The following is a 16,681-nucleotide window of genomic DNA, read 5'->3' as shown; positions in this document are numbered from 1 at the left end:
ATCACCCATTCAATGGAAGCCCCTTTTTTGGCTTCCGGCAAAGAAAACAGACGGGGAGTCCGTATGAGTTTTTCCGAGGAGCAGGTCGCGTTCCGCGACAACGTGCGCAGGATGGTCGCGAAGCACGTGGCGCCGGTCGCCGCCGAGATCGACGAAACCGATCGTTTCCCGCTCGAGCTGGTCAAGCTGTTCGGCGAGATGGGACTGATGCAGCTCTGGGTACCGGAGCGCTATGGTGGCCCGAACGGCAACCTGACCATGGCCTGCATCGCGCGCGAGGAGATCTCGAAGGTTTCCCCTGCCTGCGCATCGATCGCGGCGCTCAATACCATGTTCATCATGCCGCTGCTGCATTTCGGCTCGGAAGAGCAGCGCAGGAAATATTTGCCGATCATCGCCGAGGGCGGTGTCGTCACGGCGATCGCGATCTCGGAGCCGCAGGCCGGATCCGACGTCGCCGCGCTCAACACCCGCGCCCGCAAGGACGGCGACAGCTACGTCCTGAACGGCCGCAAGCAGTGGTGCAGCTACGGCGTCGTCGCCGACTACATCGTGGTGATGGCGCGGACCAGTGACGGCGCCGGCGCGGACGGCATCAGCGCCTTCATCGTCGAGCCGAAGAAGATGCCGGGCATCTCGTTCGGTCGCCACGAGCGCAAGATGGGCTTTCGCGGCGCCCCCAACACGCCGATCTTCTTCGACAATGTCAGGGTGCCTGCGGAAAACCTCGTCGGCGAGGAAGGCAAGGGTTTTCGCGCGTCGATGCGAGCGCTCGATCTCAACCGCCCGACCATCGGCGCTCAGTCGGTCGGCCTCGCGCAAGGCGCGCTCGAAGCCTGCGTCGCCTACGCCAAGGAGCGCAAGCAGTTCAAGCAGCCGATCGCAGAATTCCAAGGCGTGCAGTTCATGCTTGCCGACATGGCGATGCAGATCGAGGCGGCCCGTGCGCTGGTCTATGAATGCGCCCGCGCCGGCGATGCCGGCGACTGGAAGCGCCTCAACGTGCTCGCCAGCATGGCGAAATGCGTCGGCAGCGACATGGCCATGAAGGTGACGACCGACGCGGTCCAGATCTTCGGCGGCTACGGCTACACCATGGACTATCCGGTCGAACGCATGATGCGCGACGCCAAGCTGACCCAGATTTTTGAAGGCACCAACCAGATCCAGCGCGTGGTGATCGCCCGCGAGCTGCTGCGCTAGGGCAGATCGATTTCAACAAGACACCAATTGCGACACGGAGGAACGACCTTGAACCACATCGTCAATCGGGCGCTGGCAGCCGTCACGTTGTCCGCCCTGCTGGCAGCGCCTGGTTATGCGCAGAAGGCCTATGGCCCCGGCGCCAGCGATACCGAGATCAAGCTCGGTCAGTCGACGCCGCTGAGCGGCCCGGCTTCCGCCTTCGGCGCAGGCGCCGGGCGCGCCGTCGTCGGCTATTTCGAGATGCTGAACGCGAAGGGCGGCATCAACGGCCGCAAGATCAACTTCACCCAGCTCGACAACGCCTACAGCGCGCCGAAGGCGGTCGAGCAATCCCGCAAGCTGATCGAGGATGTCGGCATCTTGGCTGAGGTCGGAACGATCGGCACGGCGCCCAACGTCGCAATCCAGAAATACCTCAACGGCAAGCAAGTGCCGCAGCTCTTCATCACCGCAGGCGGACGCCGCTTCAACGATCCGAAGGCGTTTCCGTGGACCATCCCGCTCTATCCGGACTTCGAAACCGAAGGCCGCGTCGTCGCCAAGTACATCCTGGCCGCAAAGCCCGACGCCAGGATCGGCGTGCTCTACCAGAATGACGACTACGGTAAGGATTACCTCAAAGGGCTCCGCGCCGGCCTCGGCCCCAAGGTGCAGCTGATCGTTGCGCAAGTCTCCTACGAGCTTGCCGACCCGACGATCGACTCGCAGATCGTCCAGCTGAAGGCCGCCGGCATCGACACTTTGATCGAGCAGTCGTCCTCGAAGGCCGCTGCGCAATCGATCCGCAAGGTGTACGAGCTTGGCTGGAAGCCGCTGCACGTGATCGGTGGCTCGACAGCATCGGTCGAAACCATCCTGAAGCCGGCCGGACTCGAAGCATCGAAGGGGCTGGTCACCACGCAATTCCTCAAGCAACCGGGCGACCCGGCCTGGGCCAATGACGACGAGGTCAAGGCCTACAAGGAGTTCCTGAAGAAATACGCACCTTCGGCCAATCCAGATGACTACTCCGTGCTCGTTGCTTATATGAATGTGCACGCCGTAGAGATGGCGTTGCGCAAATGCGGCGACGACCTGACCCGCGAAAACCTGATCAAGCAGGCTACCTCAATGAAAGGCGAACGTTTGCCGATGATGCTCCCGGGCGTCTCGATCAGCACCATGTCGGAAGACTACACGCCCTTCAGGAACCTGCGGATCGCGACATTTGACGGAGCAAGCTGGACCCTGACCGGTGAGCCTCTCTCTGCTGATTAGACCAGAGTACGAGAGCCGTCCCGGAATTCACGGCTGACCATTTCAGAAGTAGCCCGTGCTTCGCCCGAATGGCTACCCCATCCAACTAGAACGGAAATCGTCGGTCAAGTGGAGCAATGCCGATCGCTTGGAAGAAGTATCCAACGCCTCAATACGCGGTTGATCCCAGCCCCATCACTCGAGGGCCGAGTTCACGACGCAATACCGTCGAGATCAATCATGTTCCCGACTGGCAACCAGTTGGCGCCATCAAAGCGGGTGATTTGAAGGTTGTGGACGGCGCGATAGTCGGTTGAAGAGTTGCTGACCTTAATGCCATCCAGATATAACGGCGGCTGTTCGTCCTTCAGAGACGTTGCATGCTTCAGCAGATTTTCGCGCGTGAGTTCGTCGCCACATCGTCTCAAAACCTGCTCGATCATGTAGGCATTGTTATAGCCGGGCGTCGCGGTGTTGTCGTCGATGCTGACGGACGGCATGTATTTCTTCATGAATTCGACATAGGCCTTAACGGGAGGTTTAGACTGCTGGCGTGGATCGGTCGCTATGACTTCCCACCACGCCGAGACGAGCCCTTTCGCATTGTCGAGCCCCGCCGGCGCCAGCGTTCCTCCGATCGAGCTGCAGTTCGAATTGACGATGTGGAGCGGTTTCCAGCCCATCGCCGCCACCTTGCGGATGCCCTGAGCCGCAAATTTGGAATAGGTTAACTGCACGAAGATATCCGCGCCCGCCCCTTTGCAGTCGGCGACTTGGTTGTCGATCGTAGGCTCCGTGATCTCGTGGCTGATTTCCTTTACGATAGCACCGACCTTGCTGCCGAGCCCTTTCTTCAGGCCACGGAGAAAGTCCTTGCCGAGATCGTCATTGACATACTGAACCGCGATCTTCGCTTCCGGCTTCTCGCTCAGGATATGCGACCCCAGCGCGGCTCCCTGCGCGACATAGATCGGATAGAACGGCACGATCCAGGGAAATTCCTTGGGGTCGTTGAAGCGCTCGGCGCCCGAGGTCAGGAACAGGTTCGGTACCTTCTTGGCGTTGAGATATTTCATCACCGCCGCATTCGCCGCCGTGCCGAGGAAGCCGGCGATCGCAAAAACCTCCTCCGATTCCACCAGCTTTCGGGTCTGCTCGACGGCCTTCGGCGGCGAGAACGCATTGTCGAGCGAGATCAGGTTAACCTTTCTGCCGTTGATGCCGCCATTGTCGTTGATCATCTGGAAATAGGCTGTCTGCGCCTGCCCATAGACGCCGTATCCGGACGCGGGGCCGCTGTAAGGTGCAGTGGTCCCGAGCTTGATCTCGGTATCAGTGACGCCGGGTCCGTAGTTTGCAGCACGCACCCCTGACGTGCTTCCGAACGCGAGCGCGCTCGCTCCCAACCCCACAACGGCCGATCTTCGCGAAATCAACGTCATGCTCAATCCTCCCAATTATCGATTGTTGGTGATTTGGAGCTCTGAAGCGGCTCTTGATGCCTCCTGATCCGGGCGACTACGTGAAGGTCACGCTGACAGGCCCGAAACCGGAGACTCTCGCCTCATAGACTTCGCCGACCGACACCGGTGAGACCGGGCCAAGCGCGCCCGTCAGCACGACATCGCCACCTCGCAGGGGTTGGCCGGCGCGTGCCATCGTCCTTGCGAGCCAGAGCCCGGCGCGCAAGGGATGACCAAGACAGGCCGAGCCACAGCCGACCGATACGATCGTTCCGTTGCGTGTCATCGTCATGCCGCAGGCCTCGAGGTCGACATCCGTCAATCGCCGCGGCGCTGCGCCGAGCACGTAGCGGGCGCTCGAGCCGTTATCCGCGACGGTATCGAGAATGCTGATCTTCCAGTCCCGTATCCGGCTGTCGACGATCTCGAGCGCAGCAACGGCATAGGCGGTCGATCGCATCAGTTCGCCAAGCGTGATGTCCTCGCCGGAAAGATCGCGGTCGAGAACAAGCGCGATTTCGGCCTCGACGCGCGGCTGGATCAGCCGCGCGACATCGATAGCCTCGCCGGTCGAAACCTCCATGCCCGCGAACAGCGCACCATAGTCAGGCTGATCGACCCCGAGCTGCTGCTGCACGGCTTTCGAAGTAAGGCCGATCTTCCGGCCGACCAGCCGCCTGCCATCAGCGATACCGCGCCGGGTCACCTCGGACTGCACCGCATAGGCGGTCTCGAGGCTGCCGCTGCCGATCTCGCCGGCGATCGGGTCGATCGGCCGCCGGGCTGACTCCGCCTCCTGGAGGCGCGTTGCGAGCCTGTCGACGAGCGCGCTCATGGCCGATCCAGGAAGGCGGCGACCAGCGCGTTGAACTCGTCGGGCTTTTCCCATTGCGCCCAGTGGCCGCACTTGGGATAGACGTGAAGCTCGGCGTTCGGCATGGTCTTCAGCAGGATGAAGGCGGAATCGAGCGGGACCACACGATCGTCGCGTCCCCAGACGATCAGCGTCTTGTGCTTCAGCGCGGCGAGATTCTCACGCCAGATGTCGAGCGGCGGCCGCTTGAAGATGTCGATGACGTCCTTGCGCATCGCAGCCTTCAGCCGCTCCTCGAGCAACGCATCGGTGATCGCCCTGGAATCGAACACCAGAAGCTCGATGACCCCTTTCACCTTCTGCATCGAAGGGCCGTCGCCGCCGTGGAACATCGCCATGCGGCGCAGGCCTTCGGTCGGCATTGGCGTGAAGATAGCCTGACTGCCACCCGTCCCCATCAGCACCAGACGGTTGACCCGCTCCGGGGCGCGCAAGGCGACCATCAGCGAGGTAGCGCCACCCAGCGAATTGCCGACGAAGCTCGCCTTCTGGACCCCCATCGCATCCATGAATCTGCGGACGAATTCGCCCATGGCCTCGAAGATCGGTCCGTCCTGCAGCTTGCCCTCGGTCTCGCCGAACCCGGGCAGATCGACGACGATGACGCGGCGGCTGGCCGCCAGCGGCTCGACATTCTTGCGGTAATTGCTCAGGCCCGATGCGCCCGGTCCACCACCATGGATCAGGATTATTGGTTCTCCCTGCCCGACATCATGATAGCGTGTGCGGGTTCCCGCCACGTCGATGAACTTGTCACTCAAATCCACGCTTGATCTCCTGTTGATGGCAATGACCGTTCAGGCGGGCGGTACGCCGGACTGAAGGTAGTGGTCGCGCAGCTTCCGCTTGAAAATCTTGCCGCTCGCCTCCCGCGGCAGGGCGCCATGAAAGACGAAGCGCTTCGGCACCTTGAAGCGCGCGAGGCGCTGTTCGAGGAACGCCGCGACATCGGCCGGCGCGGGCTCTGCGTCCGGCTCCGCCTCGATCGCCGCGATCAGGCTTTCGCCGAACTCCGCATCCGGTACGCCGAACACAGCGCAGTCGCGCACGCCGGGACAATTGACCAGGACATTCTCGATCTCAGCGGGGTAGATGTTGACCCCACCGGAAATTACCATGTCGCGTTTGCGATCGCAGATGTAGAGAAAGCCGTCGGCGTCGAGATAACCGGCATCGCCGCAGGTCACGAGGCCGGCACGATCGACCTGTTCACGCTGCTCCGGACGGCCATGGTAGGTGAAGTCCGAATACGCCTCCGTGCGCAGGTAGATCTCGCCGATGCCGCCGGGCGCGACTTCTAACCCGGACTCGTCGTAGATCCTGAGCTCGGTGCCAGTCATCGGCCGACCGACCGTGCCGGGATGTGCGAGCCACTCCTCGGTGTTGCAGCCGACCGCAGCGCCGGTTTCCGTCGCGCCATACGTCTCGTGGATCACCGGCCCCCACCATTCGATCATCCCGCGCTTCACATCGGGTGGACAGGCCGCACCGGTGTGCGTCACCCAGCGGATCGAGGACAGGTCGTAGCGGTCGCGGACGGCATCGCTGAGCCGCAGCAGGCGCACGAACATGGTCGGTACCATCGTCAGATGCGTGATCCGGTGCTCGGCAATGACCCGCAGGAGATCCTCCGGATCGAAATTCTGCTGCAACACCGTGAGGTCGGCATGCTGGAAGGCCTGCCGCGCAAAGGCGCCGGGCGATGCGTGGTAGAGCGGACCGCAGATTAAGGCCCGCATGCCGGGTTCGATGCCGTAGATCTCGCGAAGCAGTGCCGCGTTCTTCTTGATCTGCTCGCGTGTCATTGGCGCGCGTCGAACACCCTTCGGATGTCCCGTGGTGCCCGAGGTGTAGATCATTGTGCCCCGCGGCGCGCGAGGCGGCTGTTCCCATCGCACAGCCCTGTCGCGAAACGCCGGCCAATCCTGCGCATGGGGCGGCGATGGCAACGACGTCGAGGCGCCCGCGGGTTCCTCGTCAACGATAAAGGTCGGCATGTCGGCGGGAACAACCCGCTCGACCGCCGTGATCAGGTCACGGTGTCCGATCAGGGTCCGGGGCGTGCAATCGGCAAGAATATAGGCGATTTCGTCGGGCTTGCTGTGCCAGTTCAACGGCACAACATAGGCGCCGAGTAGCGCGGCTGCATGCAGCACCTCAAAATAGCAGGGATCGTTCCGGATTAGCAGCGCGATGGCATCGCCTTCGCGGACGCCAATCGACTCGAGCGCCGTGGCTGCACGGCTGCCCTGCTCAAGCAGGTCTTGGCGCGCAACGCGACGCTCCCCGATCGCGATCAACTTGTCAGCCATCGCGCTCACTCCAGGCAAACCGAGACCTCGGCGCGTGCCGGCGGCAGCAGAACACTATCGAGCAAGCCGAACTCGTCGTCGCTAAGTGCAAGGGCGATTGAGAACGTCAATGCATCCATGTGACCGCTGAGAACGGTCGGGTAGCGCCATTCAGCCTTCCCGATGGTGCGGCCGCGGCCCCGGAATTCGAACAGCAGCGGCTCGGGCGTGCTCGCGCCATGTCCGCTCTGGTAGCCGTCCCCAATGGCATAGACTTCGCATACGAAGTCTTCCGGACCGCGGCGCTGGATTGCGATCTCGATGTCGAGCAGTCCGAAAGCGGGATCGGCCGCCACGCCGTCCTGGTAGAAATAAACGAAGGGAATGCGACCGTATTTGCTGGCTCCCCCCTCCGTGTCGGAGGGCACCTGCGCATCACCGCGGCCGGGCGTTCGCGGCGGGATCGGACCGAGCAGGCACATCTGCGGCAGGGAGCGACAATCAGCCATGGGATGACCCCGAATGTTCGCTCTTCCCTCGCGCTTGCGCGACCTGCAGCGGCGCGACGTGGTAACGCCGGCCAAGGAAGCCGAAGGAATTCTCGGCGAGAACGGCATCACTGCTCAGCGCGCGTCTGGCGAACGCGCCCGGCTGCTTCTGCCGGATCGTGAAGGGATAATCGGATCCGACGACGATGCGGCTCTCGCCCACCGCGTTGCCCAGGAACGACAGCGACACCGGATCATAGAGGATCGTGTCGTACCAGAACTGCCGCGCAAGGTTTGACGGCGCCCGCGTCATCTTGCCCCTGGCGCCGAGCGACCAGCCGAAATCCATTCGCGGCAGAATCCATGGCAGCGCCCCGCCGCCATGGCTGAGCAAGACACGCAGCCGGGGAAATCTTTCGGGCACACCGGCAGCGAGCAGCGACACCGACGCGAGCGCGGTTTCGAGAGGAAATACCGCCGTCGCGGCGAATTCCGGGCTGCCGCCGACGCGCTCCATGCCGGCCGGGTGCAGCGGATGCACGAATATGCCGAGATCGAGCGACTGGGCGGCCTCGTAGACCGGAAACAGGCCCTCGCTCCCGAGCGCCACGCCGTTGATGTGTGTCCCGATCTCGATGCCGGCAAAGCCAAGCGCCTTGAGTTTATCCAGCTGCCGGACGGCACGTGGCACATCCTGCATGCACACCATGCCGATACCGGCGAAATTGCCGGGCGCCTGCGCGATCATGCCTGCGATCTGGTCGTTCATGAGGTCCGCGAGATATTCGGCGTCATCAGGCGGCAACCAATGCGACAGCAACTCCGGCATCGGCGAGAGCACCTGCATGTCGGTGCCGTCCTCAACCATATCCGCGAGCCGCCGTTTGACATTCCATGATCGCGTATCGACCTTCCGGAATAGCTTGCCCGCGATCATCACCATCGCCTGATCGCCCGTCGAAAGCTCGACGCTCGGCCAGCGCGCGTCCCGCTTCGGGTCGGCGGCCAGCCGCGCAGGCACAACATGCGTGTGAATGTCGATCACAGTGCCCAACGCGCTCTCCCTGTCGCTCCCTTGCGAGCTTCTTGTCGTGATCCCCGCCCGCGCCGCTGCGCGTCATAGAATTCACTTTACAAACAGGAATGATTGTTTTTATCTTTGCTGTCAAGATGCCTCTGAGCGTCACGGTGGCGACGAGCGGAAATGTCGCGCTGAGGGAGCGGCCAAGGGAGCGAATGACGATGGATCCGCAGCAAGCGCGCATCGTGATCGTTGGAGCCGGACAGGCGGGCGCCCGCGCCGCCGAGGCCTTGCGCGCTGCCGGACATCGCGGCGCGGTCAGCCTGATCGGCGAGGAAGAGCACCTTCCCTACGAACGCCCGCAACTGTCGAAAGCCATTTTGATCGACCGCGTTTCCAATCCGGTGCTGGTGCTGCAGCACCAGCAGTGGAGCGAACTCGATGTCGCGTTGCACACCTCGACCCGTGTCGTTGCAGCGGATCTGCGGCGGCGCGTTGTCGGCCTCGCCAACGGACAAGAGCTCGCATTCGACCGGCTGCTGCTCACGACCGGGACGCGTGTGCGTCGCCTGCCCGAGCTCGACAATGGCCCGCTCCCCGTCCGCTACCTCCGTTGCATGAGCGACGCGCTGGCGCTGCGCCAGGAGTTGCAACCCGGGCGACGGATTGCGCTGATCGGCGGCGGGGTCGTCGGTCTCGAAGTCGCCTCCGCTGCGATCGGGCGCGGATGCCACGTCACCATCATCGAGAAGGCCGAAGGCTTGCTGCCTCAGATCGGCTCCGGATCGCTCGGCCAATATCTCAATCAGCTCCATGAGTCGAAGGGCGTGAAGATTGTGTGCGGCGCCGTGGCGAAGCGATCGACATCGCGCGGGCTGGAACTCGACGACGGCAGCTTCGTCCTGGCCGATCTCGCATTGGCCGGCGTCGGCGTCGAGCCGGTCACTGAGCTCGCCCAACAACTCGGCCTCGATTCCCGGCATGGCATCCGCGTCACCTCGAGCGGAGCCACCCTCGCCGATGGCATCTTCGCCGCTGGCGATGTCGCCGAGCAATGGAGCCGGAGCCACGACCGCTGGATGCGCATCGAGAACTGGGCCAATGCGCAGAACCAGGCCATAGCCACCGCAAAATCGATGACGAACCTCGCGACTGCCTATGATGCTCCGTCCTGGTTCTGGTCCGACCAGTACGACGCCAACATCCAGGCCGTCGGAAACCCAGCAGGTGGCGAGGAGATCGTCAGGGGTGACGTCGGCGCCGGACGCTTCGTCACCATCAACGTCCGCGACGGCGAAGTCGTCGGCGGCATCACCGTCAATTCGGCACGAGACATGGCGGTGCTGCGCCGGCTCGTCGCCTCACGCAAGCCTGTTCGAAAAAGCGAACTCGAGAATCCCGCACTCGAACTGAAGCGCTTACTCGCCGCCTAGGGAAGAGGAAACCACAATGAACGCAGAACAGCCACAGCCCGCGCTGCTCGTCGATCCGGCCCAGCGCATTTTCAAGGTCGCGCGCCGCAATTTCGTCGAACCCGACATCTTCAGGGCCGAAAAGGAAATGATCTTCGACCGCTCGTGGCTCTACCTCGGGCACTCGTCCGAACTCCCGAAACCCGGCGACTTCATCACCCGCAAGGTCGCTGGCCGCGGCATCCTGTTCACCCGGGACAGCAAGGGACAACTGCGCGCCCTGCTCAACACCTGCCCGCATCGCGGCGCCCAAGTCTGCCGCGAGCGCAAGGGCAATGCCAAATCGTTCCAGTGTTTCTACCACGGCTGGGTGTTCGGTGCGGACGGCAAACTGCGCAGCCAGCCCGGCGAGGCCTCCTACCCCGAGGGCTTCAAGGGCCGCGACACCTCGAACATGCAAGCGGTGCCGCGATTTGAAACCTACCGCGACTTCAACTTCATCTCGTTCGACAGCAACATCATGCCGCTTGTCGATTATCTCGCCGGCGCAAAGGAATTCCTCGACGTCATCTGCGACCAGACCGACGCCGGGCTGTCGATCGTCGCCGGCAGCCAAGAATACTCGATCCGGGCGAACTGGAAGCTGCTGACCGAGAACAGCATCGACGGCTATCATGCCGCGACCACGCATGCGACCTATTTCGACATCCTGATGAGTTCGACGGACAACCTCGCCACCGGGATGGGTTCCGGCGGCTACGGCTACGACCTCGGCAACGGTCACGCCGTCCTCGAATACGGCGCTCCCTGGGGACGACCGGTCGCGCAGTGGATCCCCGGATGGGGAGAGGCTGGCAAATCCGAGATCGGCCAGATCTACGACAACCTCGTCGCACGCCACGGGCAGGAGCGCGCCGATCGGATCGCGCGCAAGAACCGCAACCTGTTCATTTTCCCAAATCTCGTCGTCAATGACATCATGGCGCTGACCGTGCGCACCTATTTCCCGATGGCCCCCGACTACATGGTGATCAACGCCTGGGCGCTGGCGCCAAACGACGAATCGGCATGGGCGCGGAAGTACCGCCTCAACAATTTCCTCGAATTCCTCGGCCCCGGTGGCTTTGCCACGCCTGATGACGCCGAGGCACTGGAGCACTGCCAGCGCGGCTTCGAGAACTCCAAAGAAGCCCTTTGGAACGACATCTCGAAGGGAATGGGCAGGGACAAGCCGCTCTACGACGACGAACTCCAAATGCGCGCGTTCTGGACGCAGTGGAACAAGCAGATGTTCCCTGCGCCTGCGTCGGGCATCAAGAGCGTCGCGGCCTGAGGAGGACAAGATGCAATCCGCCAACCGAGCCGAAGTGGAAGACTTTCTGTTCAACGAGGCCGAGCTGCTCGATCAGTGGCGATTGCCAGAGTGGCTGACGCTCTTTACCGAGGATGCCAGGTACGAAGTTCCCTGCACGGACCTACCCGCGGATGCCTCGTCGGACACCAATCTCTTCTACATTGCCGACGATCGCATGCGGCTCGGCGAGCGGGTCAAGCGACTTATGAAGCGCACCGCGCATGCCGAGTTTCCACATTCGAAGACGAGCCGGATCGTCGGCAATGTCCGGATTCACGCACGGCATGAGGACGAGATCGACGTCACCTCAGTGTTCCACACGCTGCGGACCAAGGACGGCGTCACCGATCTATACTTCGGGACGAACAAGTATCGCCTCGCGCTGCGAGACGATGGCTTCCGCATCCGCGAAAAGCGCTGCCTGCTCGGCGGCGAAGGCCTGCGGCCGAGCGGCCGCATCAGCATCGTGCTCTGACGGATCAATCAGATGGGTTCTCGTTTCGACGGACAGACAGTCGTGGTGACCGGCGCCGCCAGCGGCATCGGCGCCGTCATCGCCCGCCATTTTGCCGATGCCGGCGCCAACCTCGTGGTATCCGACGTTGACGAGGGCGGCCTCGGTACGGTTGCCGACGAGATCGCCGCAAGCGGCGCCAGGCGTCCAGTCGTGAAGGCCGGCGACCTCTCGCAGGAGGACGTTGCAGGCAGCGTCATCAAGTCGGCGGTCGACAATTTCGGTGCGCTCGATATCCTGGTCAACAACGCAGGCGGCGGGATCATCAAGCCGTTTCTGGATCACACGCCTGATACGTTGCGGACCACGATTGATCGCAATCTCTGGACCGCGCTGTGGTGCACCTGGCACGCCGTCAAAGTCATGAAGGCCCGTGGCTACGGTCGCATCGTCAATATCGGCGCGGACTCGGTCCGCAACGGTCTCTGGGATCACGCCGCCTACAACGCCGCTAAAGGCGGCGTGCATGCAATGGCGACCGGACTGGCGCGTGAATTCGCCAAGGACGGCATCACCGTGAATGTCGTCGCTCCCTGCATCGTCGAAACGCCCCAGGTCAAGCAGATCACACTCAAGGCGCCGAAAGCGCTGCAGCGCTTTGTCGACGTGGTGCCGATGGGGCGCCCGGCCGAGATGGACGAGGTGGCATCGATGGTGTGCTATCTGGCTTCGAAGGAAGCCTCGTTCGTCACGGGACAGGTCATCAGCGTCAATGGCGGAAGCACGATGCTATGACAACCACGATCAACGGCATTCTCATCGGCCCGGTCCAGGACTTTCCGGAAGGCGAGATCCGTCCCGCGACGATGCCCGATGGCACGAACCTTGCGGTTTACAATGTCGGCGGCACGATCTACGCGACGGCCGATCTCTGCACGCATGGCGAGGCTTCATTGTCCGAAGAAGGTATCCTGACCGGAAATATCGTCGAATGCCCTTGGCATTTTGGTACATTCGATGTCACCAGCGGCGCACCGACCGGCATGCCGTGTACGGTTCCGTTGAAGACCTTTCCGGTCAAGGTGATAGATGACAGCGTCTATGTCGAATTCTGACGAACCAAAGCCCTCCTCCCGCCGTGGCGCCCCGGCATCGCGCGGGCCTGCAACCCGACAGAAGCTGAGATCGCGCCGGGACAGCACTGCTGAGCCGAAATACGCGCCGCGACGAACCCAGGCTGAGCGCAGCGAAACCACGCGCAAGCAAGTGATGGATGCCGCGGTCAAGCTCATTCGCCGCAACGGCTATGTCGGGCTGCGGACGATCGAGGTCGCCGACCTCGCTGGCGTTTCGCGCGGCGCCTTGATGCATCATTTCCCCAGCAAGCACGAGCTTGTCGTGGCCGTGCTGGCCTATGTCAACGAAATCACCTTCACCCAGAGTATGCGCCGCGCGCAGTCGGCGCGGCATGACTGTGGCGATCCGATCGACAGCATCATCAAGGACGCAGAGGACTTTTTCTTCGGCGATTATTTCTTCATCGAGCTCGCCATCGCGATGAGCGATGACAGCACCCGGCAGATCAAGCGCGAGACCCGGCAGTTCGCCCGGCAGACGCGCTTCTCGATCGAGGCGACCTGGCTCGACACGCTGATTTCGTCCGGAATTCCTGAACAGCTCGCCAAGGATGTGCTCGCTTTGACGCTGAGTGTGGTCCGCGGTTTCTCGGTCAGAATGTTGATCGAGAACGATCCCGAGCACTTCTCACGGCTGCTCGGTGTCTGGCGCCAGATCGTGCGGCAGCACATCGAGAGTTCGATGCCAAAGCAGTCGAGAAAGCGGACATGACGGGTCAAAGTTCATTCGAGGGGGCGCTACAACGCTCCCTGATCGGGCTCTGCTACGTAAGATTGGCCGTCCGCGAGCCGCAACCGGCAGCGGCGTTCGCCACCGATATTCTGGGCTTGCAACCAGTACCCGACAAACAGGCCCTACTCTTCCGATCGGACGATCGCTATCACACGCTGTCGCTGATATCGGCAACGAACTCGTCCTCAATCGGCATCGAGGTTTCCGACGAAGCGGTGCTCCAACGCGTCGAGCACGCGCTACGGAACGACGGCTTCACCGCACGTCGCGGAAGCGCCGACGAGTGCAAGCAACGGTTCGTCCGAGATGCACTGATGGTGCAGGATGCCAGCGGCAACGAGATCGACCTGGTGCTGCGGCCCGCGCAAAGCGGTCGTCGCTATTTCCCTAGCCGCGACGCCGGCATCACCGGGCTGGAGGGCGTGGGGCTACGCAGCGTCAAGCCGAAGGACGACCGGAAATTCTGGACCTCGATTCTCGGTGCACGCATCAGCGATTGGGCCGGCGACGTCACTTATCTCAGGATCGACCAGAAGCATCACCGCATTGCCCTCTATCCATCCGATCGGCCCGGCATCCTCTATATCAGCTATGGCGTCGAGAGCCTGGATGCGATCATGCAGGGCCACTATTTCGCGCAGGAACGTCAGATCAAGATACTGCACGGCCCCGGACGCGAGCCGGCGTCCGGACAAATCTTCCTCAGGTTCGAGGGGCCTGAAGGATACGTCTTTTCCTACACGCACGGGATCAAAGATATTGAACCCGATCATCGTCCCCGGCAATTCTCGGCTCATCCCTCCTCGCTGTGCGAGTGGGGCAGCCAGTGCCAGGGCATTCCCGAACTGCGGCCAGCCGGCGACTGACAAAGCCAAACAGAATGGAGACGCCACATGATTGAACTGCGCGATCTCGCCTATGTACGGCTCGGCGCCTCAAACCTCGAGGACGCGCGGAGCTTTGCCACCAGAAGCCTCGGCCTGCAGGTCGGCGAGCAGGCAAAGCAAGCGCTCTATCTGCGCTCCGACGATCGGGCGCACACGCTCTGCTATTTCGAGGGCGATCCGCAGGACCAGACCGTCGCCTTTGAAGTCGACGATTCGGACAAGCTCAACGTCGCCGGCGCAACGCTCGACGCGCTCGGCCATGCCGTCCATGGCGGCACACCGGGCGAATGCGCGCTCCGCAAGGTCAAGGCCTTCATCGCGTTCAAGGACCCGACGGGCAACCAGATCGAGCTCGTCGTGCGGCCCGAGCGCAGTGGCAGGCGATATTTTGCGACCCGCGATGCCGGGATCACCGGCTTCAGCCATGTGGGCCTTTTCACGACGGACCCTGTACGCGACGAGCAGTTCTGGACTCAGGTCTGCAACGCCCGCGTCAGCGATCGCATCGGGGACATTGCGCTCATGCGAGTCAACGCGATCCATCACACAGTGGCGCTGGCCCCCGGCCGTCGGCCCGGCGTGCATCACATCAACCACCAGGTCGAGAGCAACGACGACGTGCTGCGCTCGTACTATCATTTGGCGGGCCAGCGCGTCCCAATCGTCTTCGGTCCGGGTCGTCACCCAACATCCGGCGCGCGATTTCTCTATTTTCAGGGTCCCGACGGCATGGTGTTCGAATATTCCGTCGGAGTAGATGAAATCGAGGACGAGGAAACCCATCGGCCGCGGCAGTTCGGCTTCGAACCATCTAGCCTCTGCATGTGGGGCGCGAAATCAGCACGTCCGCGTTAGCTCGTCCGGCGGCGTCTCAACGCCCCTACTCGCCTTCTGAAGGCCCGCCCAAGTTGGCAGCGAGATTTTCCCAGATCTCCCGGTGCACACTTGACCTTTTAGCCAATTGAAAAACTGAACTCTCGCTCCAATCCATCATGGGCCGATTTGGGCTAGCTAGCTCCCAGCAAAAAGATCAGGGCGAGTAAATGGTGGTCAACTTTGCCCCAATTGCTGGACTCTCTAGTCAGGGCTTCGCCTCTCGGGGCTCTGGCCGTTCTGCACGCTATAATGCGCCACAATACTCTGGTCGCGGAAGCACGTGGAATTCACACACCGAACCGGATTAAGTGGAGGCCACAACTCGGGTCAACGCTCGGATATGGGAGGAAGTGAGAACAGCCTCACCAAACTACGCCAAATTGCGCGACGGCCGCCGGCCATCCTGCTCCCACTCGATCATTTGGGACGACGCTTCGTCGTTGATCTACAAGTACAATTCCTCGAACTTGACGGACAAATCCCGACGGCATATCCGCCGCAATCTTTTTCACAGAATAATTTTGCACCTCACAAGCACCAGCAGTTCCGCTACCTATCGGAGTGTATCGACTGGATGGCGCGCCGCACGCGCAACAAGCACTGACAGTGCTCGCACTGACACAAATCTTCAAATAACGTCAGATGTCTAGGGACACCTCCGGGTTGTTAAGTGCCACAGCAGTTCGATCCGTTATCGGAGGGCGAGTTCGATGCGGCTGTATTCTGATCGGATAGACAGTGTGGAGATTGCCCTCGCCGGCATGGTGGCGGTGTCGTTCATCGCGCTTCTTGCCAGCATGTCGTGGCTACTGATGGGATGACCCAGGAGGGGAAACGAGGACACTGTTGCCCGCAGGCTATTGCGGGAGGATCAGAGAGGGTCGCAATATCGAAGCTGCCGACCTCCAAGAGATAAATCGGCGGATCAGGCAACGGCCCCAGCACCGGCCCTCCCCAGGCCCCCCAGAGGTGCTTGGGGCCGTTTCTATTTGGAACATGGGAGCGTGATTACGGTTATCTTGGGTTCGGTGCCCGGCCTGCGGTGCCGGACGGATTGAAACACCTTGGCCCCGGCGCGTTCCCCGCGTTGGGGCCATTTAGTTTGGCACTGGCGACGGGGGAAGGACACTAACTCCGGGAACAAGTGCCAATCCCAAAAGTTGTCCACGTCGTTATGGAGTGGGATACTTGCGACGGCCTCAGCGCTCTCCCCAGGGTGCTGGGCCGTTGTTTTTTGCGCGAGTGTCACG

At 62.2% G+C, this 16,681-nt stretch carries 16 protein-coding genes; 10 read left to right on the top strand and 6 right to left on the bottom strand.

Going from position 1 to position 16,681, the window contains the following annotated elements:
* Positions 1-63: 63 nt before the first annotated feature.
* Both ABIB78_RS04820 and ABIB78_RS04815 read left to right on the top strand, forming a co-directional pair.
* Positions 64-1,203, top strand: a complete 1,140-nt coding sequence (locus ABIB78_RS04820) for an acyl-CoA dehydrogenase family protein (protein WP_429022071.1) — start codon at positions 64-66, stop codon at positions 1,201-1,203.
* A gap of 48 nt (positions 1,204-1,251) precedes the next feature.
* Positions 1,252-2,463: an ABC transporter substrate-binding protein gene (locus tag ABIB78_RS04815; RefSeq protein ID WP_429022069.1), complete on the top strand. Its 1,212-nt coding sequence runs from the start codon at positions 1,252-1,254 to the stop codon at positions 2,461-2,463.
* A 191-nt stretch (positions 2,464-2,654) separates the two neighbouring features.
* Here ABIB78_RS04815 and ABIB78_RS04810 read toward each other — a convergent pair whose 3' ends face one another.
* The 6 genes from ABIB78_RS04810 to ABIB78_RS04785 form a co-directional block, all read right to left on the bottom strand.
* Positions 2,655-3,884, bottom strand: a complete 1,230-nt coding sequence (locus tag ABIB78_RS04810; RefSeq protein WP_429022065.1) for an ABC transporter substrate-binding protein — start codon at positions 3,882-3,884, stop codon at positions 2,655-2,657.
* 76 nt (positions 3,885-3,960) lie between these two features.
* Entirely contained in the window at positions 3,961-4,740 is a 780-nt protein-coding gene (locus ABIB78_RS04805) for a 2-keto-4-pentenoate hydratase (RefSeq protein WP_429022062.1), read from the bottom strand.
* Positions 4,737-5,546 carry an alpha/beta fold hydrolase gene (locus ABIB78_RS04800; RefSeq protein WP_429022060.1) on the bottom strand — a complete coding sequence of 270 codons (810 nt, stop codon included), beginning with the start codon at positions 5,544-5,546 and terminating at the stop codon, positions 4,737-4,739. The genes ABIB78_RS04805 and ABIB78_RS04800 overlap by 4 nt, the downstream gene beginning before the upstream one ends.
* Before the next feature lie 30 nt (positions 5,547-5,576).
* On the bottom strand, positions 5,577-7,091 hold the full coding sequence (locus ABIB78_RS04795; RefSeq protein ID WP_429022057.1) for an AMP-binding protein: 1,515 nt from the start codon (positions 7,089-7,091) through the stop codon (positions 5,577-5,579).
* Positions 7,092-7,096: 5 nt separating this feature from the next.
* Positions 7,097-7,579, bottom strand: a complete 483-nt coding sequence (locus ABIB78_RS04790) for a hypothetical protein (RefSeq protein ID WP_429022054.1) — start codon at positions 7,577-7,579, stop codon at positions 7,097-7,099.
* Positions 7,572-8,603 carry an amidohydrolase family protein gene (locus ABIB78_RS04785; protein WP_429022993.1) on the bottom strand — a complete coding sequence of 344 codons (1,032 nt, stop codon included), beginning with the start codon at positions 8,601-8,603 and terminating at the stop codon, positions 7,572-7,574. The genes ABIB78_RS04790 and ABIB78_RS04785 overlap by 8 nt, the downstream gene beginning before the upstream one ends.
* A 197-nt stretch (positions 8,604-8,800) precedes the next feature.
* Here ABIB78_RS04785 and ABIB78_RS04780 point away from each other — a divergent pair, with 197 nt between their 5' ends.
* The 8 genes from ABIB78_RS04780 (at position 8,801) to ABIB78_RS04745 (ending at position 15,410) form a co-directional block, all read left to right on the top strand.
* Positions 8,801-10,012, top strand: coding sequence for an NAD(P)/FAD-dependent oxidoreductase (locus ABIB78_RS04780; RefSeq protein ID WP_429022051.1), 1,212 nt, complete (start codon positions 8,801-8,803; stop codon positions 10,010-10,012).
* Positions 10,013-10,028: 16 nt separating this feature from the next.
* Complete coding sequence (locus tag ABIB78_RS04775; RefSeq protein ID WP_429022048.1) at positions 10,029-11,324, top strand: aromatic ring-hydroxylating oxygenase subunit alpha; 1,296 nt, start codon at positions 10,029-10,031, stop codon at positions 11,322-11,324.
* Positions 11,325-11,334: 10 nt separating this feature from the next.
* Positions 11,335-11,820 carry an aromatic-ring-hydroxylating dioxygenase subunit beta gene (locus ABIB78_RS04770; RefSeq protein ID WP_429022045.1) on the top strand — a complete coding sequence of 162 codons (486 nt, stop codon included), beginning with the start codon at positions 11,335-11,337 and terminating at the stop codon, positions 11,818-11,820.
* 12 nt (positions 11,821-11,832) lie between these two features.
* On the top strand, positions 11,833-12,594 hold the full coding sequence (locus ABIB78_RS04765) for an SDR family NAD(P)-dependent oxidoreductase (RefSeq protein WP_429022042.1): 762 nt from the start codon (positions 11,833-11,835) through the stop codon (positions 12,592-12,594).
* Positions 12,591-12,914 (top strand): non-heme iron oxygenase ferredoxin subunit, encoded by a 324-nt coding sequence (locus ABIB78_RS04760; protein WP_429022039.1) that lies wholly within the window; start codon positions 12,591-12,593, stop codon positions 12,912-12,914. Before ABIB78_RS04765 ends, ABIB78_RS04760 begins: the two co-directional genes overlap by 4 nt.
* 154 nt (positions 12,915-13,068) lie before the next feature.
* Positions 13,069-13,647, top strand: a complete 579-nt coding sequence (locus ABIB78_RS04755) for a TetR/AcrR family transcriptional regulator (RefSeq protein ID WP_429022036.1) — start codon at positions 13,069-13,071, stop codon at positions 13,645-13,647.
* Complete coding sequence (locus ABIB78_RS04750) at positions 13,644-14,534, top strand: VOC family protein (RefSeq protein WP_429022033.1); 891 nt, start codon at positions 13,644-13,646, stop codon at positions 14,532-14,534. The genes ABIB78_RS04755 and ABIB78_RS04750 overlap by 4 nt, the downstream gene beginning before the upstream one ends.
* Positions 14,535-14,561: 27 nt before the next feature.
* A complete protein-coding gene (locus ABIB78_RS04745; RefSeq protein WP_429022030.1) occupies positions 14,562-15,410 on the top strand; it encodes a VOC family protein in 849 nt (282 codons plus the stop codon).
* Positions 15,411-16,681: the final 1,271 nt, after the last annotated feature.

The sequence above is a fragment of the Bradyrhizobium sp. I1.14.4 genome (genome assembly GCF_050435825.1).
Taxonomy (GTDB): domain Bacteria; phylum Pseudomonadota; class Alphaproteobacteria; order Rhizobiales; family Xanthobacteraceae; genus Bradyrhizobium.
This window is presented reverse-complemented; position numbering and strand designations above follow the sequence as displayed.